The sequence below is a fragment of the Pseudomonas sp. HY7a-MNA-CIBAN-0227 genome, from assembly GCF_040310325.1.
Classification (GTDB): Bacteria; Pseudomonadota; Gammaproteobacteria; order Pseudomonadales; family Pseudomonadaceae; genus Aquipseudomonas.
Window position 1 is genome coordinate 89340 of record NZ_JBEOPT010000012.1, and the last position, 19927, is coordinate 109266.

The following is a 19927-nucleotide window of genomic DNA, read 5'->3' on the forward strand; positions in this document are numbered from 1 at the left end:
GGGCCTCATCGCGGGCAAGCCTGCGATGAGGCCGGAACAGGCACCCTCAATTTCCCTTAAACATCACGCATCAAAAGCCCAAACCGCAGATCCATCTCCATGGGTATCGGCACATACACGGTATGCCCATCCCCCGGTGCTACCTCGATTGCCTCGCCTTTACCGTTCTGCATCATCCCTAGATCAAAATGAAAATTTCCCGCCGGCGTCATCAACTCCAGATGATTGCCCACGGCAAAGCGATTCTTCACCTTGACCTCGGCCAACTCCCCACGCCGTTCACCTGTCAACTCACCGACAAACTGCTGGCGCTCCGACACTGAGCTGCCGTTCTGATAGTTCTGATACTCGTCATGCACATGCCGACGCAGGAAGCCTTCGGTGTAGCCGCGCTGGGCCAGGGACTCCAGATTGGTCATCAGGCCACGGTCAAACTCCCGTCCGGCGACCGCGTCATCAATGGCCTGGCGGTAGACCTGGGTGGTGCGTGCGCAATAGAAATGTGATTTGGTCCGGCCTTCGATCTTCAGCGAATGCACGCCCATCCGGGTCAGGCGCTCGACGTGCTGCACCGCCCGCAAATCCTTGGCGTTCATGATGTAGGTGCCGTGCTCGTCTTCGAACACTGGCATCTGTTCGTCCGGGCGATTGGCTTCCTGGAGCAGGAATACCTGGTCGGTGGGGGCGCCAAGGCCCAGGGTCGGCTCGGGTTGATATTCCTGGACGATATCGCCGGCGGCGTTTTCCACCGCAGGCGTCGCCTGGTACTTCCAGCGGCAGGCATTGGTGCAAGTGCCCTGGTTGGCGTCACGCTTGTTCATGTAACCCGACAGCAGGCAGCGTCCGGAGTAGGCCATGCACAGCGCACCATGGACAAAGATTTCCAGCTCCATGGCTGGCACCTGCTGGCGGATTTCAGCGATCTCTTCCAGGGACAGTTCCCTGGACAGGATGATCCGGCAGATCCCTTGCTGCTGCCAGAACTCGACGCTCGCCCAGTTCACCGTATTGGCCTGCACCGACAGGTGAATCGGCATCTGCGGGAAGTGTCGGCGCACCAGCATGATCAAGCCCGGATCGGACATGATCAACGCGTCCGGCCCCATGGCGATCACAGGCGCCATGTCCTTGAGGAAGGTTTTTAGCTTGGCGTTGTGGGGCGCGATGTTGACCACCACGTAGAAACGCTTGCCCTGGGCATGGGCCTCCTCGATGCCGAGGGCCAGGTTGGCATGGTCGAACTCGTTATTGCGCACCCGCAGACTGTAGCGCGGTTGCCCGGCGTACACCGCATCGGCGCCGTAGGCGAAGGCGTAGCGCATGTTTTTCAGGGTGCCGGCGGGAGCTAGCAATTCGGGGGCGAGGGCAGGGAACATGAGGACTTCGATCGCAAAAGGGTGGCAGGGTAATCGAACCCGGCCTGGGCTTTATTGATCTGCGTCTATTCTGTAGGGACAAAGATGGCACTCGCAGGATTTGCGGCGGACTAAGCAACAGGGCGCGCTGGGCGCTCTGTGTTTTTCTGGCATGGATTGGACATGAACCAAACGAATTTGCAATTCAAAACCCTGCTGTTGCTGCTGGCCCTGGTGACCAGTGCGTTTCTCTGGATACTGCTGCCGTTCTACGGCGCAGTGTTCTGGGCGATTATTCTGGGGATCGTCTTTGCGCCCCTGCAGCAGCGCCTGCAGCTGCGGTTTGGCTGGAATAGAAACCTGACGTCACTCTCTACCCTGCTGGTCTGCCTGGTAATCGCGATTTTGCCGGTGATCATCACCAGTGCCTTGCTGGTGCAGGAAGGCGCGACGCTGTACAAAAATATTGAAAGCGGCAAACTGGACATTGCCGGCTATATCGAGCAATTCAAGACCCTTCTGCCGCCGTATTTCCAGCACCTTCTGGATCGCTTCGGCATGGGCAACCTGGAAGGGCTGCGGGAAAAAATCGTCAAGGGCGCCATGCAAGGCAGCCAGTTCTTCGCCAGCCAGGCGTTCAGCTTTGGCCAGGGCACCTTTGATTTCCTTGTCAGTTTTTTCATCATGCTGTACTTGCTGTTTTTCCTGCTGCGCGACGGCCCTGAACTGGTACGCAAGGTGCGCACGGCGGTGCCGCTGGCCGAACCACAGAAGCGTCGCTTGCAACTGAAGTTCAACCGGGTGGTGCGCGCTACCGTCAAGGGCAACTTACTGGTGGCCGTGACCCAGGGCGCGCTGGGCGGTTTGATCTTCTGGTTTCTGGATATTCCCAGTGCATTGCTGTGGGCGGTATTGATGGCGTTTCTGTCACTGCTACCGGCAGTGGGCGCGGGGATTGTCTGGGCCCCGGTGGCGGCATACTTCCTGCTCAGCGGTTCGATCTGGCAAGGGGTGGTGCTGGCGCTGTTCGGCATTTTTGTGATCGGCCTGGTGGACAACGTGCTGCGGCCGATCCTGGTAGGCAAGGACACCAAGATGCCCGATTACCTGATTCTGATCTCGACCTTGGGCGGCCTGTCGATCTTCGGTCTCAATGGGTTTGTCATCGGGCCGTTGATCGCTGCGTTGTTCATGTCGAGCTGGGCGCTGTTCGTCGAAACCAAGCCACGGGTACGATTGCCTTAGGCTTGGAAACAGTGAGCCATCTTGCGTGACAGGGCCTGGGCGTCGGGCAATGAGGTGAGCGGGCCGCTGATGGCCTCGCCGTCCCGTACCAGGTACCAGCAGGCGAGTAAACCCAGATCCCGGAGTGGGGCGGGAACGGCGCTGCCGATGACGGACATGATTTTAATAGTGGGCATATCTACCTCCATTTCTCTATGGCGCTCACCTTACGGTTCATACGCCTTGGGGAGAAATCACCCTGCTCGATAGTCGACATCACTGTCATCGAGACAAGCGCGGCATGCTGCGATCAGTCAACCACCTGATCGAGCATGCTCACCACTTCCTGTTCGCTGAGCAGGCCCTTGCGGACCAGGTTTTCCGTTAGCAGCGAGAGGAACTTGGCGCTGCGATGGCCTTCCAGGTGCTTGAGTTCGGTCAAGGCGCTATAGACCTTGCTGGAAGTGCAGAGGCCGGCAGTGCGGTGCGGGTTCTGTGTGGGCATGCTGGGGCGTCCTTGTTGTTATGAGTTGTCAGGGGTGGACAGTTTTGATAGTGAAAGCGTGACATGACGAAAACATGACAGCACGAACCCGGTTTGGGCAAGTGCACATTGACTCAATGATGTCGGATTTAACCGCAGCCATTGTCCTCACAATGACCTCGGCAAGATTTATTCAGGCCGTATGAGCCATAAAAAAGGCCCCGCAGCTGCTGCGAGGCCTGTTCAGGTGTCTCAGTCAAACAAGTTACCAGCCGCGGCCATAATAGCCGTGGGGCGGGCCGTAGTAGCCGCGAGGTGGGCCGTAATAACCTCGTGGTGGCCCGTAGTAGACCGGGGCAGGGCGGTAATAAACCGGCTGTTGCACGTAGACCGGTTGTGGCTGGTAGTAGACCGGCGGTGGAGCCGCGTATACCGGCTGCGGCTGGACATACACCGGTTGCTCTACATAGACCGGCCGGGATTGGTTGGCGATCACCGAACCCACTACGGCTGCACCGACGACGGCGCCGATTACGGCCGGGCCACCCCAGCCACCACCGTGGGCAGAGGCTTGGCCTGCCACAGCAAGTGCACCGATCAGCAACGCGATCTTGGGGATTTTACGAATCATGGTCATTCCTCGGTTGGTCCCTGCGCTTGTGGTCTGCAATCAATAGACTCAAGGATTGTCGCGGGGATACTTTTAAGACAGCGTATTTCTGAAAAACAGCACAGCCGGTAGGTAAAGGTTGTGTAAGGTCTGTACCGATTTGCTTACTCAAGGAGTTACTCATGCTGATGAACCCCAACAAGGACACCCAACTGTGCATGTCACTGTCGGGGCGCCCCGGGAATTTTGGCCTGCGCTTTCACAACCACCTGTATGAACAATTGGGTCTGAATTTTTACTACAAGGCCTTCAGTAGTCAGGATTTGCCCGGCGCCGTGGCCGGTATCCGCGCTCTGGGCATTCGCGGTTGCGGTGTGTCCATGCCGTTCAAGGAAGCCTGCATTGCCCTGGTGGACGAGTTGGACGATTCGGCCAGGGCTATCGCTTCGATCAATACCATCGTCAACACCGCCGGGCACCTCAAGGCCTACAACACCGACTACATCGCCATTGAACAATTGCTGAAAAAACATGCGGTGCCCAAGGATTCGACCTTCGCCCTGCACGGCAGCGGCGGCATGGCCAAGGCCGTGGCCAGCGCATTGCGCGATGGCGGCTACACCAAGGGCGTGATTGTTGCGCGCAACGAAGCCGCCGGCAGGGCATTGGCGCAAAGTCTGGGGTATGAGTGGCAGGCGCAACTGGGCGACCTGCGCCCGCAGATGCTGATCAATGTGACGCCCATCGGCATGACCGGTGGCCCGCAAGCTGAGCAGTTGGCCTTTGACGCCGATGCCATCGATGCTGCTGACACTGTGTTCGATGTAGTGGCGATTCCCGCGCAAACCCCATTGATCCTGCGCGGTCGTGCTCAGGGCAAACGGGTGATTACCGGTCTGGAAGTGATCGCGATCCAGGCGCTGGAGCAGTTTGTGCTGTACACCGGCGTGCGGCCGACGGATGAGCAGTTTCAGGCGGCGGTGGCGTTTGCTAGGGGGTAATGTGGCAAGCAGTTAAGGGTGAACACTGTACCTGTGACCACTACACCTGTGGCGAGCGGGCAAGCCCGCTCGCCACAGAGGGTTTTATTCCAGGCGGGTAAGGCGCTCTTCCAGCGCTGCAATTCGCGCTTCCAGTTCTTCAATGCGCTCCAGGGAAACACCGCCGCCAGCACCACGTTCCTGCGGATTGCCGCGGGCGGCAAGGATCACCTCGATATCCGCCGGGTCCCCCAGGGAATGCATATAGCGATCTTCGCGCTGCCCCGCCTGACGAGGCACCAGCAATGCCAGGTCGCGAGCGATCAGGCGTTCCAGCTGATGCACCACTTGCTCAGCATCTTCAAAGTCGTGCATGCGCCCGCTGCGGGTCAGCAGTTCGTTGACCGTCTGCGGGCCGCGCAGGAACAGCAGGCCGGTGAGAATCACCTGGGCGGGCACCAGCTCCAGGGCCTTGTCCACACGGTGCTCCCAGCGGTCGGCACGGCTGCCCATCACCAGCTTGGTAAAGCCGCGACCTTCCAGGGCACGCAGGCTCTGGCCGACCTGGCCCTGGCTGAGGTTCATCACCGGTTCCCGGCTGGTTTTCTGGTTGCAGGCGATCACTAGGGCGTTAAGCGTCAGCGGGTAGGTTTCAGGATTGGTGGCCTGTTTTTCGATCAGGCAACCCAAAACGCGGATTTCCGTGCTGTTGAGGCGTGGCTCTGAGGAGGTGGTGTCGTGCTCGCTGGTCATCGCGCTTTCCCTATGCTGTGAGCCCACTAGCCTAATCTCGAAAAAATAAAAGACAAGCGGCACTGGCAGCCTGCATGGCTATAATCGTGCCTGATCCGAACCCTGCCACAACTGTCGAGACTGTCATGACTATTTCCCTGTACGCCGCTTCCCTCCCGGTCTTCAAGCAAATGCTCAACGCCCTGAGCGATGTGCTGAACAAGGCCCAAGCCCACGCCACCGCCAAGAACATCGACCCGAACGCCTTGCTGCAAGCGCGCCTGTCCCCGGACATGTTCCCGCTGGTGCGTCAGGTGCAGATTGCTGTCGACTTCGCCAAGGGTGTTTCCGCGCGCCTGGCTGAGATCGAAGTGCCGAAATATGAAGACACCGAAGTCACCTTCGCCGACCTGCAAGCACTGATCGCCAAGGTCCTGGCCTTTATTGACACCATCACCCCAGCCCAAGTCGACGGTAAGGAAGGCATCGAAATCGTCACCCGTCCAGGCACACCTAAAGAGAAGCGCTTCAGCGGCCAGGCCTACCTGCTGACCTACGGCCTGCCGCAATTCTTCTTCCACGTCACCACCGCCTACGCCTTGCTGCGTCATAACGGAGTGGAAGTGGGCAAGCGCGATTACATGGGCGCGTTCTAAACCCAGCGACATAAAAAAGCCCGGGCCAGCTCGCAGTGAGTTGGCCCGGGCTTTTTTTGTAGCTGACGGTTTATGCCGCAGTTTTTGCATCCTGACCCAGACATGCAGCGGCAGTGAACAGCACGTCGGTAGATGAGTTCAGTGCGGTTTCCGCCGAGTCCTGCAGCACGCCAATGATGAAGCCCACGGCGACCACTTGCATGGCGATTTCACTGGGAATACCGAACAGGCTGCACGCCAGGGGGATTAGCAGCAGCGAGCCACCGGCAACTCCCGACGCACCACAGGCACAGACCGCTGCCACTACGCTGAGCAGTATGGCGGTTGGCAAGTCGACGGCAATGCCCAAGGTATGCACGGCGGCAAGGGTCAATACGGTAATGGTGATGGCGGCGCCGGCCATGTTGATGGTTGCCCCCAGCGGGATCGACACTGAATAGGTGTCCTCATGCAGTCCCATGCGCTTGCTCAACGCCAGGTTGACCGGAATATTGGCTGCTGAGCTGCGGGTGAAAAACGCCGTGATGCCACTTTCCCGCAGGCACATCAGCACCAGCGGGTAAGGGTTGCGGCGCAGTTTCCAGAAGACGATGGCCGGGTTGACCACCAACGCTACAAACAGCATGCAACCGATCAGCACCAGCAGCAGGTGTGCGTAGCCCAGCAGCGCGCCGAAACCGGAGGTGGCCAGTGTCGAGGCCACCAGGCCGAAGATCCCAAGCGGCGCAAAGCGAATCACCATGCGTACGATCAACGTGACCCCGTTGGACAGGTCATTCAGCACGGTGCGCGTGGTTTCGCCGGCATGGCGGATAGCGACGCCCATGCCGATGGCCCAGGCCAGGATACCGATGAAGTTGGCGTTCATCAGCGCGCTGACCGGGTTGTCCACCACGCTGAGTAACAGGCTTTGCAGCACTTCGCCGATGCCGCCGGGGGCACTCACGGCCACATCGTGGGTCACGAGCACCAGGGGGGAAGGGAATAGCATACTGGCAATCACCGCAACGGCGGCAGCGGCAAAGGTGCCCAGCAGGTACAGGAACAGGATCGGCCGAATATGGGTTTCCTGGCCGTGCTTGTGGTTGGCGATTGAGGCCATGACCAGTACAAATACCAGGATCGGCGCGACTGCCTTGAGGGCCGAGACAAACACCTTGCCGATAAACCCCGTGGATTGGGCGACACCGGGCAAAAGTAGAGCCAGCAGAATACCGGCCACTAGGCCGATGATAATTTGCGTGACCAGGCTGACGCGCATGAGTCGACGAAAGAGGGGCGGGACAGCAGTCATAAGGGCGTCTCTAGTTTTTTTAGTGTGTGCGGCGGTGCGTGCAACCAAGGCAGCAGAAGCCGGGCAGGCTGCCAGAGAGTAAAACGCTGGAAAGTTTTGATGAGGGCACACGGTAGCCGAATGCGCCTGGTGCAATCGACGAAGTTTAACATGCTGTAGGACGTGTCCCGCCCAGCGTGCGGCATTAGGTCGCTCAGAGATCAGACCATTCAACCTTACCGGTCCCCAAGATCGACACACTCTGCTAACATTCAATATCCTTTTTATTCCATACCTGTCAGCGGGCCCTCGGGCTGTCGTTGGCGTCGCTGTTTCTGGAGTTATTCATGTTGTTGCCCATCCTGCTGCTCTCGGCAGCCGGTTTTACCGTGCTGACCACGGAGTTCGTCATCGTCGGCCTGCTGCCTTCCATCGCCCGCGACCTGGATGTCAGTGTGTCCCAGGCCGGTTTGCTGGTGACCCTGTTTGCCTTCACCGTAGCGGCCTTCGGCCCGTTCCTTACCGCCTATTTCGCCCGCTTTGAGCGCAAGCGCCTGTTTATCACGATCCTGATCATGTTCAGCCTGGCCAATACCCTGGCGGCCCTGGCGCCCAATATCTGGGTCATGTCCGTGGCGCGGCTAATTCCGGCGCTTGGGCTACCCGTGTTCTGGGCCCTGGCCAGTGAAACCGCCGTGGACATCGTCGGGCCGGAGTACGCGGGCCGGGCCATTGCCAAGATCGGCTTCGGCATCGTCTGTGCCACGGTGTTCGGCATTCCGGTGGGCACATTGATCTCCGATATGTTCGGCTGGCGCACAGCCTTCGGCATTCTCGCCGTGGTGGCGCTTGCCAAGGCCTTGTTGCTATTTATCTACCTGCCTGCCACCACGGTGAAGAAAGAAGCGGTGACCTTGCGTTCGCAGTTCAAAATCCTGCGCAGCCCTTTGATGCAAGGCCACGTTCTGCTGTCGATTCTGGTCTTTAGCGGCATGTTCACCGTTTATACCTACCTGGCGGACATTTTGGAGCGCTTGGCCGGCTTCGACGGCACACTGGTGGGCTGGTGCCTGATGGGCTTTGGCGCCGTTGGCCTGATCGGCAACTCATTGGGCGGACGCATGGTCGACCGCCATCCGCTGATGGCTTCGATGGTGTTCTGCGGTTTTATGATCACCGGTATGGTGGCGCTGGTGCCGGCTATCCATTCCACCCTGGGCCTGGCGGCGGCGATGGGCATCTGGGGCGTGACCCAGGCGGCGCTGTTCCTGGTCAGCCATGTACGACTGATGAAAGTGGCGCCTCATGCTCCGGCGTTTGCCGCTTCGCTGAACATCGCCGGTGCCAACCTGGGCATTGGCCTGGGGGCGATGGTCGGTGGGCGGGTGATCGATACCCTCGGGCTGGGTAGCCTTGGCTTTGCCGCCGCCGGTTTTATCCTGCTGTCGATCCTCCTGGCGTTTTGGCTGATGACCGCCAAGGCCCGCGAAGTCTGCGTCTAGCCGGGCAGTGAGGTAAACAGTTCTCGCCGGGCACCTTCGGTAATCGCCACGATGCCGGGGTGCTTGATCTTGCGCTCCACCGAGATAGCGTAGAACGATTCAGTCACCGCGTCGGTCTGGCCGATCAGGGCCACGCTGTACTGGTGCTTGACCTCATCGGCGATGACGCTGGGGGCGATGAAAATGCCGCTGCCGGATTGGCCGAAGGCCTGCATCAGGGCGCTGTCGTCAAACTCACCGACAATCCGTGGCTGGATCTGCTGCTCGGCAAACCAGCGTAACAAACGACTACGTACCACCGTTTCCACCCCCGGAATCAGCAGCGGAGCGCCCTGCAGGCACTGTGGAAACTCGCCGCCATGCCGGTCAGCCAATGCCTGGGTGGCAAAGAAACTGATGCCGCATTCCCCCAGTTTTTGGCTGTAGCCCTTGATATCCAGGTGCGAGGGCATCGGGCTGTCGGAGATCACCAGGTCCAGCCGCTGGATCGCCAGGTCCGCCAGTAAGCGTTCGAGTTTGTCTTCGCGGCAGGTAATGCGGATCGGCTCGCTCAATTCCATGATGGGCGCGATCAGCCGGTAGACGATCGACTTGGGCACCACATCAGCGACGCCGACACGAAACAGAATCTGCTGCTCATTGGGCTGGGCCCGCAGCATGGCTTCCAATTCATTACCCATCTGGAACATTTGTTCGGCATAAGGCAGCGCCTGCCGTCCGGCCTCAGTCAACTCCAACTTGCGCCCCACCCTCTGAAACAGCGCCACGCCGAAAGTCTGCTCCAGCAGGCTGATTTGCCCACTGATAGTCTGCGGCGTGAGGTTCAATTGCTCACAGGCGCGCACGATACTGCCGGTCTTGGCGACCACCCAGAAGTAGTGCAATTGTCGGTAATTGAGCATGGGCCGCCTTAAGGGAGAGTGTTACTTCGTGTAAATCGAAGTATAAGCGGAAAAAATACGAATTTTCCTGAACTGTTTGCTTCCTTAGAATGCCTCGCTATCGCGGGCTCAATGCTTGGGTCCAACGGTTCTAACGAGGAACGCATCATGAAACTCAATTCTCTGGGCGCGGCGTCGTTGCTTGCGCTTTCATTGGTGATGATCAGTGGTTGTGATCAGGCCGAGAAAAGTGCGCAGCAACTGCTGGGCAAAGCGAGCGAGTCGGCCAAGCAAGTCATCGACGATACTCATCAGGCGGCCGAGCAGGCGTTGAGCGAGGCGACCCAAGGGTTGATCAGCCCCAAAGAGAAAAACGCCGAAGAGCAATCCGACAGCGAGACGCGTGAAGCTTCCTCGCAGGAAACCTAACCCCAGCACACCGAGTCAGGACTGACCTATGGACTACCTTGTACAACTGGCCGCGAGCCCTACCGCCTGGGTGGCCCTGGCGACCTTGATCGTCATGGAAATCGTGTTGGGGATCGACAACCTGATCTTCATCTCGATTCTCACCAACAAATTGCCCGTACAACACCGGGCCAAGGCACGGCGCATCGGTATCAGCATGGCGCTGATTTTGCGTCTGGGCCTGTTGAGCACCATCGCGTTTATCGTGCAACTGACTGAGCCAGTCATTGAAATCCTGGGGAATGCGTTCTCCTGGAAAGACATGATCCTGATCGCCGGTGGCCTGTTCCTGCTGTGGAAGGCGACTACCGAAATCCACCACAGCATGGACCCAGAGCCGGAAAAGGTTGGAAGTAATTCGCCGAGCGTGTCCCTGGGCTTTGCCTCGGCCATCGGCCAGATCCTGCTGCTGGACCTGGTGTTTTCCATCGACAGCATCGTCACCGCCGTGGGCATGACCGAGCACTTGCCGATCATGATCATTGCCGTGGTGGTCTCGGTAATCGTAATGCTGGTGGCGGCCGAACCTTTGGCCAAGTTCATCAACGACAACCCGACGGTGGTGATGCTGGCCCTGGGCTTCCTCATCATGATCGGCATGACCCTGATTGCCGAAGGCTTCGGCGCTCATGTTCCAAAAGGCTACGTCTACGCGGCCATGGCGTTCTCGGCGGTGATCGAGTGCCTGAATATTGCACGACGTACCCGGCATAGACGGCTTGCTGAAAAACACTAAGGGCTGAAACAACAAAGGCCGGCCGCGCTCTGATCAGCGCGGCTGGCCTTTTTGCTGTCTGACACCAAGAACACAGGTTTGCCGGACGGCTCTGTTAGAATCCGTCACCTTGATGTCCGGAGGTAAACCATGAACGAGCCGATTCGCCTGACCCAGTACAGCCATGGTGCGGGTTGTGGTTGCAAAATTTCCCCCCAGGTACTGGAAGTGATTCTTGCCGGCAGCGGCGCGCAGAACCTTGATCCCAAGCTCTGGGTAGGCAACGCCTCCCGCGACGACGCGGCGGTTTACGCCATCGACGACGAACGTGGCGTGGTCTCCACCACTGATTTCTTTATGCCGATTGTCGATGATCCCTTCGACTTCGGCCGCATCGCCGCCACCAACGCTATCAGCGATATCTACGCCATGGGCGGCGACCCGTTGATGGCCATCGCCATTCTCGGCTGGCCGGTCAACGTGCTGGCCCCGGAGATTGCCCGTGAGGTGATTCGCGGTGGCCGCTCGGTGTGTGACGCTGCAGGCATTCCCCTGGCCGGAGGTCACTCCATAGACTCCCCGGAGCCGATATTCGGTCTCGCCGTTACCGGGCTAGTGGAAAAACGCCATATGAAGCGCAACGACACCGCCACCGCCGGCTGCCAGTTGTACCTGACCAAGCCCTTGGGCATCGGCATCCTCACCACGGCGGAAAAAAAGGGCAAACTGCGGGAAAACGACATCGGCCTGGCGCGGGATTGGATGTGCACCCTCAATAAACCTGGCAGCCGTTTTGGCAAGTTGTCCGGCGTCACAGCAATGACTGATGTCACCGGTTTCGGCCTGTTGGGCCACCTGGTGGAAATGGCCGACGGCAGCGGTGTGACCGCGCGCATCGAGTACGAAAAAGTCCCACGCCTGCCAGGGGTCGAGTACTACCTGGAGCAGGGCTGCGTGCCCGGCGGTACCTTGCGCAACTTCGACAGCTACGCCAGCAAACTGGGGCGCATGACTGAATTGCACAAGCGTGTGTTGTGCGACCCGCAAACCAGCGGCGGCCTGTTGGTAGCGGTTACGCCCGAGGGCGATGCCGAGTTCCTGGCAGTGGCGGCTGAGTTGGGGTTGAACCTGGAGCCGATTGGTCAACTGGTTGAGCGACAGACCAACGCGGTAGAGGTGTTTTGATGCCCATCGACATCACCGATTACTGCGACATCTTTCTCAACGACCGGCCAATGATGGATACCCGTGCGCCGGTGGAGTTCGTCAAGGGCGCGTTCCCTGGGGTAATCAACCTGCCGCTGATGAACGACGATGAACGTCAGCGCGTGGGCACTTGTTACAAACAGCAGGGCCAGCAGGCGGCGATTGTGCTCGGGCATGAGTTGGTGTCCGGGACGATCAAGGTCGAACGTATCGAGCAGTGGGCGCAGTTCGCACGCGCCAACCCTGACGGTTATCTGTACTGCTTTCGCGGCGGACTGCGCTCGCAGATCGTCCAGCAATGGTTGAAAAGCGAGGCGGGAGTCGATTATCCCCGGATCGGGGGTGGCTACAAGGCTATGCGCACGTTCCTGCTCGACACCGTCGAGCAGGCCACCGCCCAGTGTGATTTCGTGTTGCTGGGTGGCATGACTGGCACCGGCAAAACCGAAGTGCTCGGTCAATTGAACAATGCCCTGGACCTTGAGGGCCACGCCAATCACCGTGGTTCCAGCTTTGGCAAGCGCGCCACAACGCAGCCCTCCAACATCGATTTTGAGAATCGCCTGGCGGTCGACCTGCTGAAAAAACGTGCGCTTGGCATCGAACAGTTCGTGGTAGAGGACGAAAGCCGCATGATCGGCAGTTGTGCCCTGCCATTGCCATTGCATAAAGGTATGCAGGCCTTTCCCTTGGTGTGGCTGGAAGACAGCGTTGAAGGCCGGGTCGAACGAATCCTGCGCGATTATGTGATCGACTTGTGTGCTGAATTTATCGAGGTATTTGGCGAAACGGGTTACCGGCTATTCGCCGAGCGTCTAACCCAAAGCTTGGGTAACATCCATAAACGCTTGGGCGGCGAGCGATTTCAACGATTGCAGGCGATCATGCAGGACGCCCTGGCGGAACAGGCGCGCAGCGGTGCCATAGACCTGCATCGGGGCTGGATCGAAGGCTTGTTGCGAGAGTATTACGACCCGATGTACGCCTTCCAACGTGAAAGCAAAGGCGTACGAATCGAGTTCTCCGGGGAACAGGTGGCCGTATTGGAGTATTTGCGCGAGCGGGCTGCTCGGTCAGTTTAGAGAATGAAGGCCCCGACCAAGCCACACAGCACGCCCATGAGCATGGTCAGCCCTGCCACCGTCACCAGCACCCGCGCATCGAAATCCTTGCGCAGCATCAACAGCGACGGCAGGCTCACGCTCGGCAGGGTCATCAGCAATGCCACTGCAGGGCCGGTGCCCATCCCAAGGGTCATCATGGTCTGGACGATAGGGATTTCCGCCGCCGTGGGGATTACGAACAGCGTGCCGACAATCGCCAGTGGCACCAGCCACCACAGGCTGTCAGCCATCGTCCCGTCGACGTGGGGAAACAGCCAGACCCGCGCCGCGCCCAGCAGCAATACCGCCAGGATATAGACCGGAATGGTGCTCCAGAACAGCTGCCACAAGGTGCGCAGCCAGCGGGTCAGGAACGGTTGGCTGTCGGTGGTGCTGACTTCGGCCACGGCGTCCAGCGCCGCTTCGGGTACCTGATCAGGACGGGCGATACGCTGCGCCACCAGGGACACTCCGACCACCAGCACAATCCCCGCCACCAGTCGCAAGGCAGTAAACCCCCAACCCAAAACGAAGCCCATGAACACCAGGGTCGCCGGGTTAAGCACCGGGTTGGCAATCCAGAACGCCAGTGCGGCGCCCACTGACACTTGTTGTCGACGCATGCCTGCGGCTACCGGTGCGGCGCAGCAACTGCACATCATCCCCGGCAAGGCGAACAGCCCACCGCGCAGGGTTGAACCCAGCCCGGCACGGCCGAACAGGCGCAACAGCCAGTCCCGGGGGATCAGCACTTGCAGCAATGAGCCGAGAATCACGGCCAGGACAGCAGCTTTCCAGATGGCCAGGAAATACACCTTGGCATAGGCCAGCGCTGCCGCCAGTGGTGCACTTTGCTCGTCGTTGAGAATCGAGGCGCCGATGCTGTGGTTATCCGCAGCCACAAACGCCTTGAAGTAGTAGGGCGACCACTTTACGTAGTAGAGGCCGACACAGGCCACCAGCAGAAAAAGCGCAGGCTTCCACCAGAAGGACCAGCCCCGGGCGAGGCTGGTAGAGGTGAGGTTGGACATGTTGGGATTCCGCAGATGAGTCGATAGCGGCGCATCATACTCCGTGTGGCTCTTGTGGCGAGCAAGCAAGCCCGCTCGCCACAGATTCAGTGCATTCAGGTATCGGCGCTGACCTGCGTCGCATCCGGGCAAGTTTCCAGGCCATTATCCAGGCCCTGCTTGTAGTTGCGACTGAGCAAGGTGGCCTTGCCGTTGTGCCAAGTCAGGGTCAGCACATACAGGGTATCGAAATCGCTGCCGGACCAGTCATCGGTGATGGTGTGCTTTTCACCGACCGCTTCGCTCGCCACCTTGTTGATCAACTCCGGCAGATAGCCGTGGGACCAGGCAGTGTAGATGATCGAGTTGTGGTACTTGTCTTCCACCAGTTCATCGGCCAGGGCGCTGGTGTCGTTGGCCGAGAACTTGATGTTCACTGGCAGGCCGAGCTTGATGGCGCTGGGGCTGATGGTCATCAGCGGGCGAATGTAGCTGTAGGAGTTGTCTAGTTCGCCTTCCTCGACATTGCGCGTCGGGTTGGCGGCGAACACAAAGTTGGCCTTGCCGAATTTTTCCGGTAGCACGGTGGCTAGGTTCATGGCGCGGTTGAGGCCCTGGCAATTGAGCTGGCCCAGGCCGCCGGCGGGTTTTTCGCCGTGGCGCAGGAACACCAGGGTCTGCACGCCGTCCACTTGCTGGGCACGGCTTTCCCGGGCTTCCAGGGTCAGCACCAGCGCTCCGCCTACCAGTAGCAGCGGCAACATGGTGTATGAATATCGGTTAAGGCGTTTGGCAAGGCACAGAGGCTTGATCTTCATTATGGTTCGAGTCTTCAGTGCGTCGGATTAAGGCGTACAAGCCAGGCCCCAACGACGCATCCAGCGTCGTGCGGTGTTTCGTGTCGGTGTGGGGGCGCGCCTCCCTTCAGTCGGTTGAGCGCACTTAAGAGTGTACTCACGCGTTTTCGTTCGGTTCCAAGGGATAATAGTCAGCAGATGTTGCGAATTGAAGACCGGTGCAGGTTGCCCGCCAGATGACTATCATTGGCACTTCTTGCCTTGGGGTCTCTGATGAATTCACTTTCTGCCTTCCCGATCACTGCCAAATGGCCAGCCCAACATCCCGAGCGCCTGCAACTGTACTCGTTGCCGACCCCCAACGGGGTCAAAGTGTCGATCATGCTGGAAGAGCTAGGCCTGGCGTACGAGCCGCACCGGGTCAGCTTCGAGACTCAGGACCAGTTCTCGCCCGAGTTCCTTTCTTTGAACCCGAACAACAAGATCCCGGCGATCATTGACCCCAATGGCCCAGGTGGTAAACCGCTGGCGCTGTTCGAGTCCGGTGCGATCCTGATCTACCTGGCAGAGAAGGGCGGCAAGTTCCTGTCCACTGACCCGGCGGCGCGTTACGAGACGCTTCAATGGCTGATGTTTCAGATGGCCGGTATTGGTCCAATGTTCGGTCAGGTCGGTTTTTTCAACAAATTCGCCGGCAAGGCCTACGAAGACAAGCGCCCCCGCGACCGTTACGTCGCCGAAGCCAGGCGCTTGCTGGATGTGCTGGAAAAGCGCCTGTTGGGCCGCACCTGGATCATGGGTGATGACTACAGTATCGCCGATATCGCCACCTTTCCCTGGATACGCAACCTGATTGGTTTCTATGAGTCAGGCGACCTGGTGGGGATTACCGACTTTCCTAACGTGCTGCGGGCGCTGGACGGGTTTGTCGCGCGGCCGGCGGTGATCCGCGGCCTGAATATTCCAACAGCCTAATCTCCATTTGAGTGCAGCCCGATGCCTTCCTTCGATTTCAAGCAACTGGACGTTTTCAGTTCCCAGCCCCTCAAAGGCAACCCACTGGCCGTGGTGCTGGGCGCCGACAGCCTCAGCGACCAGCAGATGGCCGACTTCGCCAAGTGGACCAACCTCAGCGAAACCACCTTCCTGCTCAAACCCCGTGACCCACGTGCCGACTATCGTGTGCGAATTTTCACCACGCTGCAGGAATTGCCCTTCGCCGGGCACCCAACCCTGGGCAGTTGTCATGCCTGGCTGCATGCCGGTGGCAAGCCTATGGGTGAGGAGATCATCCAGGAGTGCGAAATCGGCCTGGTGCGTATCCGTCGTCAAGGTGACGAACTGGCGTTTATTGCACCACCGCTGTTGCGATCCGGTCCGATCGAGGCCGAGTTGGTGGAGCGTGTTCGCCTGGCCTTGAGCCTTGAACCGGGTGCCATCGTGCGTACCCAGTGGGCCGACAACGGTGCAGGCTGGCTGGCGGTAATGTTGGCTGATCGTGAGGAGGTGTTGGGCTTGCGTCCGGACTATTCGCAACTGCAGGGGCTGGCGGTAGGCGTGATCGCCCCGTGGAACCTGGATCGGGACGGCGACGAAGCGCAGTTCGAAGTCCGCGCCTTCATTGCTGGCGACGGCGCCCCGGAAGACCCGGCAACCGGCAGCCTCAACGCCGGCGTCGCCCAATGGCTGTTGGGTGAAGGCCTGGCGCCGAGCCGCTATGTGGTCAGCCAGGGCACGGCCATGGGCCGCGCCGGGCGAATCCGCGTGGAACAACAAGACGACGAGATATGGATTGGAGGCGCGGTCTCGGTGTGTATTGAGGGGAGGTTGACCCTTTAACGATTATTCGCCGCCAGCGTGCCTTTTGTTTGTTCCGGGCATAGTCGCAAAAGCCATTATCACGCAAACGCAAAGGCACCGTTATGGATGCGGTGTTTGTGTTTTCGGTCAATCCGGGCATAAGCTTTCGCCCTATTAAGCTATCTGCCTCGCCACATGCGTTGGCCCTTTTTGTAGAAAATTGTAGGAAAACCAATGTCTAGCCAGTTCCCCGAAGCCCGTCCCCGTCGCCTGCGCCGTTCCCCTGAGTTGCGCAGCCTGTTCCAGGAAACCGAATTCACCCTTAACGACTTGGTGCTGCCAATTTTCGTCGAAGAAGAAATCGACGATTTCGTGCCCATCACCAGCATGCCCGGCGTGATGCGCATCCCTGAATCGAAACTGGCGGGCGAAATCGAGCGTTACGCCCGTGCCGGGATCAAATCGGTGATGACCTTCGGCGTCTCCCATCACCTGGATGCCAGTGGCAGCGACACCTGGAACGAGCGCGGCCTGGTCTCGCGCATGTCCGCTATCGCCAAGGATGCGGTGCCGGAAATGATCGTCATGTCCGATACCTGCTTCTGTGAATACACCGATCACGGCCACTGCGGCGTGATGCACGGCAGTGAAGTGGACAACGACCGCACCCTGGTCAACCTTGGCAAGCAAGCCGTGGCAGCCGCCCGCGCCGGTGCCGATGTAATCGCGCCCTCGGCGGCCATGGACGGTCAGGTCCAGGCCATTCGCCGTGCCCTGGATGAGGCTGGTTTCAGCCATATCCCGATCATGGCCTATTCCACCAAATTTGCCTCGGCGCTTTACGGCCCGTTCCGCGAAGCCGGCGGCAGCGCGCTCAAGGGCGATCGTAAAAGCTACCAGATGAACCCGATGAACCGCCGCGAAGCCGTGCGCGAATCCCTGCTGGACGAACAGGAAGGCGCCGACGCACTGATGGTCAAGCCGGCCGGCGCATACTTGGACATCATCCGCGACATCCGCGAAGCCTCGCGCTTGCCGGTGGCGGCGTATCAGGTCAGCGGCGAATACGCGATGATCAAGTTCGGCGCCCAGGCTGGAGCCATTGATGAAGCGCGGATCGTTAGGGAAACCCTGGGCTCGATCAAACGGGCCGGTGCGGATTTGATCTTTACCTACTTTGCGATGGACCTGGCGTTGGCCGGGATTTGATCCAAGCCCAATCCTCTGTAGGAGCAAGCTCGCTCCTTGTACAGAGGAAGTAGCCTTACCGCTGCGCAAACGCCAGATTCAACCCCAACCCCGCAAACGTCGCGGCAAAGCTGCGGCGCAGCCAATTCTGCACCCGTGGCGATTCGATCACGCCACGGCGGAAAACATTGGCCAGCAGGCCATAAATCACAAACACCGCAAGCGTCATTGCCATGAACACACTGCTCAACATCAGCATTTGCACGGCCGGTGCGGTGCTGCCTGGGCTGACGAATTGAGGCAGGAAGGCCAGGAAAAAAATGGTCAGCTTCGGGTTGAGGATATTCAGCAGGCAGCCTCTGACCATCAGGCTGCGGGCGCTGGAAACCGTTGGTGTGTCGTTCATGGCAAACGCCGAGCGATCGCGCCACGTCGCGTAGGCCAGGTACAACAGATAAGCCGCTCCGGCGAACTTCAACGCCTCGAATGCCAATGCACTGGTGTGCAGCAGGGCGGACAGCCCCAATACCGATGCCAGGAGGTGCGGGACGATTCCAGCGGTGCAGCCCAGCGCCGCAAAGATGCTGGCACGCTTACCGGCCGTCAGGCCTGTGGAAATAGTGAAAATCACGCCGGTGCCGGGGATCAGCACGACAATCAGGCAGGTAATGAGGAAGTTCAGGCTGAGCATGGCATTCAAACTCCTTGTTGGAACGAGGGGAATCCAATCCTTTCACGTTTCGTTTCCATCGGCGAGTAGGGATGTATCCCGCAGCCATACGATAGAACCCGCGTTAAACTTGCCTGTCGATATCTGCCATGACTGGACTGTCGCTGCCCAAGGAAGCCCCATGCATTCCCACCGCCTGATCCTCTGCCTGACCACATTGCTGGTGCTGGCCGGCTGCTCCAGCCAACGTACCGCGCAACAGCCTGAGCGGAGCGAAGCCGAGGTCAAGGCGCAGATCGTGCGGTTGCTGCCGGCGAAAGTCCCGGACCGCACCGGCTGGGCCCAGGACATCTATACCGCGTTCGATACCCAGAAAATCTACCCCAGCACCGAGAATATCTGCGCGGTATTGGCGGTGACCGAACAGGAGTCAACTTATCAGGTCGACCCGCCAGTGCCGGGCATGGGCAAGATTGCCCAGGATGAAATTCTGCGGCGTGCGGCCAAGGTGCATATGCCCGCTGTGCTGGTGCGTGGTGCACTGCAATTGCGCTCGCCGACGGGCAAATCCTATGCCGAACGCTTGAGTGCTGCGCGCACGGAAAAGGACCTGAGCGCGATCTTTGATGATTTCATCAGTGTCGTACCCTTGGGGCGCACGCTGTTTGGCAGTTTCAATCCGGTGCACACCGCAGGCCCGATGCAGGTGAGCATTGCCTTCGCCGAGAAGCAGGCTCGGGGTTATCCCTACACGGTGGATGGCACTATTCGCCGGGAAGTGTTCACCCGTCGCGGCGGTATGTATTTTGGCATCGCCCATTTGCTGGGCTACCCGGTGAGCTACGATCAGCCGCTGTACCGCTTCGCCGATTTCAACGCCGGTTGGTATGCCAGCCGCAACGCCGCGTTCCAGGCGGCGGTCAGTCGCGCTTCGGGAAAGAGTCTGGCACTGGATGGGGATTTGATCCGCTATGGCTCGATCCTGCCGGGCACCACGGAATTGGCGGTGCGCTCCCTGGGCAAGGCCCTGGACATGCGAAACCCGAGTATTCGCAGCCAGTTGGAGCAGGGTGACCGACTGGATTTCGAAGACACCACCCTGTATCAACGCGTGTTTGCCCTGGCCGAGAAGGCCGAAGGCAAACCGCTGCCTCGGGCGATTTTGCCGGGCATCGTGCTGAAAAGCCCGAAGATCACCCGCAACCTGACCACGGCCTGGTTTGCCAAGCGGGTGGATGATCGCTACCAGCGCTGCATGAAGCGCTGACACGGC

22 protein-coding genes are annotated in these 19927 nt (G+C 59.5%); 12 read left to right on the forward strand and 10 right to left on the reverse strand.

Annotation, left to right across the window (positions count from 1 at the left end):
• Window positions 1-56 precede the first annotated feature (56 nt).
• Window positions 57-1376, reverse strand: coding sequence for a prephenate-dependent tRNA uridine(34) hydroxylase TrhP (gene trhP, locus AAEZ06_RS19705; protein ID WP_350615784.1), 1320 nt, complete (start codon window positions 1374-1376; stop codon window positions 57-59).
• Between the two features lie 162 nt (window positions 1377-1538).
• On the opposite strand from trhP, the gene AAEZ06_RS19710 reads away from it, so the two are divergent.
• Entirely contained in the window at window positions 1539-2600 is a 1062-nt protein-coding gene (locus AAEZ06_RS19710) for an AI-2E family transporter (protein WP_149413121.1), read from the forward strand.
• Here AAEZ06_RS19710 and AAEZ06_RS19715 read toward each other — a convergent pair.
• The 3 genes from AAEZ06_RS19715 to AAEZ06_RS19725 all read right to left on the reverse strand — a co-directional run bounded on the left by AAEZ06_RS19715 (window position 2597) and on the right by AAEZ06_RS19725 (window position 3700).
• Window positions 2597-2776, reverse strand: coding sequence for a hypothetical protein (locus AAEZ06_RS19715; RefSeq protein WP_149413120.1), 180 nt, complete (start codon window positions 2774-2776; stop codon window positions 2597-2599). The genes AAEZ06_RS19710 and AAEZ06_RS19715 overlap by 4 nt on opposite strands.
• 113 nt (window positions 2777-2889) lie before the next feature.
• The gene (locus AAEZ06_RS19720) at window positions 2890-3084 is read right to left on the reverse strand and encodes a hypothetical protein (protein ID WP_133100434.1); all 195 of its coding nucleotides are present in this window, start codon (window positions 3082-3084) and stop codon (window positions 2890-2892) included.
• A 244-nt stretch (window positions 3085-3328) separates the two neighbouring features.
• A complete protein-coding gene (locus tag AAEZ06_RS19725; protein WP_178114473.1) occupies window positions 3329-3700 on the reverse strand; it encodes a hypothetical protein in 372 nt (123 codons plus the stop codon).
• Window positions 3701-3855: 155 nt separating this feature from the next.
• On the opposite strand from AAEZ06_RS19725, the gene AAEZ06_RS19730 reads away from it, so the two are divergent.
• On the forward strand, window positions 3856-4674 hold the full coding sequence (locus tag AAEZ06_RS19730; protein ID WP_350615786.1) for a shikimate 5-dehydrogenase: 819 nt from the start codon (window positions 3856-3858) through the stop codon (window positions 4672-4674).
• 84 nt (window positions 4675-4758) lie between these two features.
• Here AAEZ06_RS19730 and AAEZ06_RS19735 read toward each other — a convergent pair whose 3' ends face one another.
• Window positions 4759-5406 (reverse strand): YceH family protein, encoded by a 648-nt coding sequence (locus AAEZ06_RS19735; protein WP_149413117.1) that lies wholly within the window; start codon window positions 5404-5406, stop codon window positions 4759-4761.
• A gap of 125 nt (window positions 5407-5531) precedes the next feature.
• On the opposite strand from AAEZ06_RS19735, the gene AAEZ06_RS19740 reads away from it, so the two are divergent.
• A complete protein-coding gene (locus AAEZ06_RS19740; RefSeq protein WP_149413116.1) occupies window positions 5532-6041 on the forward strand; it encodes a DUF1993 domain-containing protein in 510 nt (169 codons plus the stop codon).
• A gap of 70 nt (window positions 6042-6111) precedes the next feature.
• On the opposite strand, the gene sstT is transcribed toward AAEZ06_RS19740, so the two are convergent.
• Entirely contained in the window at window positions 6112-7335 is a 1224-nt protein-coding gene (gene sstT / locus AAEZ06_RS19745; protein WP_149413115.1) for a serine/threonine transporter SstT, read from the reverse strand.
• Between the two features lie 326 nt (window positions 7336-7661).
• Between sstT and AAEZ06_RS19750 the strand changes: the two genes are divergently transcribed.
• Window positions 7662-8816, forward strand: coding sequence for an MFS transporter (locus tag AAEZ06_RS19750; RefSeq protein WP_149413114.1), 1155 nt, complete (start codon window positions 7662-7664; stop codon window positions 8814-8816).
• On the opposite strand, the gene nhaR is transcribed toward AAEZ06_RS19750, so the two are convergent.
• Window positions 8813-9718: a transcriptional activator NhaR gene (nhaR, locus tag AAEZ06_RS19755; RefSeq protein ID WP_149413113.1), complete on the reverse strand. Its 906-nt coding sequence runs from the start codon at window positions 9716-9718 to the stop codon at window positions 8813-8815. The two genes, AAEZ06_RS19750 and nhaR, sit on opposite strands and share 4 nt — an antisense overlap.
• A gap of 147 nt (window positions 9719-9865) precedes the next feature.
• On the opposite strand from nhaR, the gene AAEZ06_RS19760 reads away from it, so the two are divergent.
• The 4 genes from AAEZ06_RS19760 (at window position 9866) to mnmH (ending at window position 13168) form a co-directional block, all read left to right on the forward strand.
• Entirely contained in the window at window positions 9866-10126 is a 261-nt protein-coding gene (locus AAEZ06_RS19760) for a hypothetical protein (RefSeq protein ID WP_149413112.1), read from the forward strand.
• A gap of 28 nt (window positions 10127-10154) precedes the next feature.
• Window positions 10155-10901, forward strand: coding sequence for a TerC family protein (locus AAEZ06_RS19765; protein ID WP_149413111.1), 747 nt, complete (start codon window positions 10155-10157; stop codon window positions 10899-10901).
• A gap of 129 nt (window positions 10902-11030) precedes the next feature.
• Window positions 11031-12065, forward strand: a complete 1035-nt coding sequence (selD, locus tag AAEZ06_RS19770) for a selenide, water dikinase SelD (protein WP_350615789.1) — start codon at window positions 11031-11033, stop codon at window positions 12063-12065.
• Complete coding sequence (gene mnmH / locus AAEZ06_RS19775) at window positions 12065-13168, forward strand: tRNA 2-selenouridine(34) synthase MnmH (RefSeq protein ID WP_149413109.1); 1104 nt, start codon at window positions 12065-12067, stop codon at window positions 13166-13168. Before selD ends, mnmH begins: the two co-directional genes overlap by 1 nt.
• On the opposite strand, the gene AAEZ06_RS19780 is transcribed toward mnmH, so the two are convergent.
• Together AAEZ06_RS19780 and AAEZ06_RS19785 are read right to left on the reverse strand one after the other, a co-directional pair.
• A complete protein-coding gene (locus AAEZ06_RS19780) occupies window positions 13165-14220 on the reverse strand; it encodes a permease (protein ID WP_350615791.1) in 1056 nt (351 codons plus the stop codon). The genes mnmH and AAEZ06_RS19780 overlap by 4 nt on opposite strands.
• Before the next feature lie 95 nt (window positions 14221-14315).
• Window positions 14316-15017 (reverse strand): histidine phosphatase family protein, encoded by a 702-nt coding sequence (locus tag AAEZ06_RS19785; RefSeq protein ID WP_350615793.1) that lies wholly within the window; start codon window positions 15015-15017, stop codon window positions 14316-14318.
• 252 nt (window positions 15018-15269) lie between these two features.
• On the opposite strand from AAEZ06_RS19785, the gene AAEZ06_RS19790 reads away from it, so the two are divergent.
• From AAEZ06_RS19790 to hemB, 3 genes are all read left to right on the forward strand, one after another.
• Entirely contained in the window at window positions 15270-15971 is a 702-nt protein-coding gene (locus tag AAEZ06_RS19790) for a glutathione S-transferase N-terminal domain-containing protein (RefSeq protein ID WP_149413106.1), read from the forward strand.
• A 21-nt stretch (window positions 15972-15992) separates the two neighbouring features.
• Window positions 15993-16835 (forward strand): PhzF family phenazine biosynthesis protein, encoded by an 843-nt coding sequence (locus AAEZ06_RS19795; protein WP_149413105.1) that lies wholly within the window; start codon window positions 15993-15995, stop codon window positions 16833-16835.
• Window positions 16836-17030: 195 nt separating this feature from the next.
• Window positions 17031-18005 (forward strand): porphobilinogen synthase, encoded by a 975-nt coding sequence (hemB, locus tag AAEZ06_RS19800; protein ID WP_149413104.1) that lies wholly within the window; start codon window positions 17031-17033, stop codon window positions 18003-18005.
• Window positions 18006-18060: 55 nt separating this feature from the next.
• Here hemB and AAEZ06_RS19805 read toward each other — a convergent pair whose 3' ends face one another.
• Window positions 18061-18675, reverse strand: a complete 615-nt coding sequence (locus AAEZ06_RS19805; protein WP_350615796.1) for a LysE family translocator — start codon at window positions 18673-18675, stop codon at window positions 18061-18063.
• Window positions 18676-18835: 160 nt separating this feature from the next.
• Here AAEZ06_RS19805 and AAEZ06_RS19810 point away from each other — a divergent pair, with 160 nt between their 5' ends.
• Entirely contained in the window at window positions 18836-19921 is a 1086-nt protein-coding gene (locus AAEZ06_RS19810) for a DUF1615 domain-containing protein (protein WP_350615798.1), read from the forward strand.
• The last annotated feature ends 6 nt before the right edge of the window (window positions 19922-19927 follow it).

Excerpts from the sequence above, each read along its gene's own strand:
- trhP (WP_350615784.1), bottom strand. The coding sequence starts at position 1,376 with ATGTTCCCTGCCCTCGCCCCCGAATTGCTAGCTCCCGCCGGCACCCTG.
- AAEZ06_RS19710 (WP_149413121.1), top strand. The coding sequence starts at position 1,539 with ATGAACCAAACGAATTTGCAATTCAAAACCCTGCTGTTGCTGCTGGCC.
- AAEZ06_RS19715 (WP_149413120.1), bottom strand. The coding sequence starts at position 2,776 with ATGCCCACTATTAAAATCATGTCCGTCATCGGCAGCGCCGTTCCCGCC.
- AAEZ06_RS19720 (WP_133100434.1), bottom strand. The coding sequence starts at position 3,084 with ATGCCCACACAGAACCCGCACCGCACTGCCGGCCTCTGCACTTCCAGC.
- AAEZ06_RS19725 (WP_178114473.1), bottom strand. The coding sequence starts at position 3,700 with ATGACCATGATTCGTAAAATCCCCAAGATCGCGTTGCTGATCGGTGCA.
- AAEZ06_RS19730 (WP_350615786.1), top strand. The coding sequence starts at position 3,856 with ATGCTGATGAACCCCAACAAGGACACCCAACTGTGCATGTCACTGTCG.
- AAEZ06_RS19735 (WP_149413117.1), bottom strand. The coding sequence starts at position 5,406 with ATGACCAGCGAGCACGACACCACCTCCTCAGAGCCACGCCTCAACAGC.
- AAEZ06_RS19740 (WP_149413116.1), top strand. The coding sequence starts at position 5,532 with ATGACTATTTCCCTGTACGCCGCTTCCCTCCCGGTCTTCAAGCAAATG.
- sstT (WP_149413115.1), bottom strand. The coding sequence starts at position 7,335 with ATGACTGCTGTCCCGCCCCTCTTTCGTCGACTCATGCGCGTCAGCCTG.
- AAEZ06_RS19750 (WP_149413114.1), top strand. The coding sequence starts at position 7,662 with ATGTTGTTGCCCATCCTGCTGCTCTCGGCAGCCGGTTTTACCGTGCTG.
- nhaR (WP_149413113.1), bottom strand. The coding sequence starts at position 9,718 with ATGCTCAATTACCGACAATTGCACTACTTCTGGGTGGTCGCCAAGACC.
- AAEZ06_RS19760 (WP_149413112.1), top strand. The coding sequence starts at position 9,866 with ATGAAACTCAATTCTCTGGGCGCGGCGTCGTTGCTTGCGCTTTCATTG.
- AAEZ06_RS19765 (WP_149413111.1), top strand. The coding sequence starts at position 10,155 with ATGGACTACCTTGTACAACTGGCCGCGAGCCCTACCGCCTGGGTGGCC.
- selD (WP_350615789.1), top strand. The coding sequence starts at position 11,031 with ATGAACGAGCCGATTCGCCTGACCCAGTACAGCCATGGTGCGGGTTGT.
- mnmH (WP_149413109.1), top strand. The coding sequence starts at position 12,065 with ATGCCCATCGACATCACCGATTACTGCGACATCTTTCTCAACGACCGG.
- AAEZ06_RS19780 (WP_350615791.1), bottom strand. The coding sequence starts at position 14,220 with ATGTCCAACCTCACCTCTACCAGCCTCGCCCGGGGCTGGTCCTTCTGG.
- AAEZ06_RS19785 (WP_350615793.1), bottom strand. The coding sequence starts at position 15,017 with ATGAAGATCAAGCCTCTGTGCCTTGCCAAACGCCTTAACCGATATTCA.
- AAEZ06_RS19790 (WP_149413106.1), top strand. The coding sequence starts at position 15,270 with ATGAATTCACTTTCTGCCTTCCCGATCACTGCCAAATGGCCAGCCCAA.
- AAEZ06_RS19795 (WP_149413105.1), top strand. The coding sequence starts at position 15,993 with ATGCCTTCCTTCGATTTCAAGCAACTGGACGTTTTCAGTTCCCAGCCC.
- hemB (WP_149413104.1), top strand. The coding sequence starts at position 17,031 with ATGTCTAGCCAGTTCCCCGAAGCCCGTCCCCGTCGCCTGCGCCGTTCC.
- AAEZ06_RS19805 (WP_350615796.1), bottom strand. The coding sequence starts at position 18,675 with ATGCTCAGCCTGAACTTCCTCATTACCTGCCTGATTGTCGTGCTGATC.
- AAEZ06_RS19810 (WP_350615798.1), top strand. The coding sequence starts at position 18,836 with ATGCATTCCCACCGCCTGATCCTCTGCCTGACCACATTGCTGGTGCTG.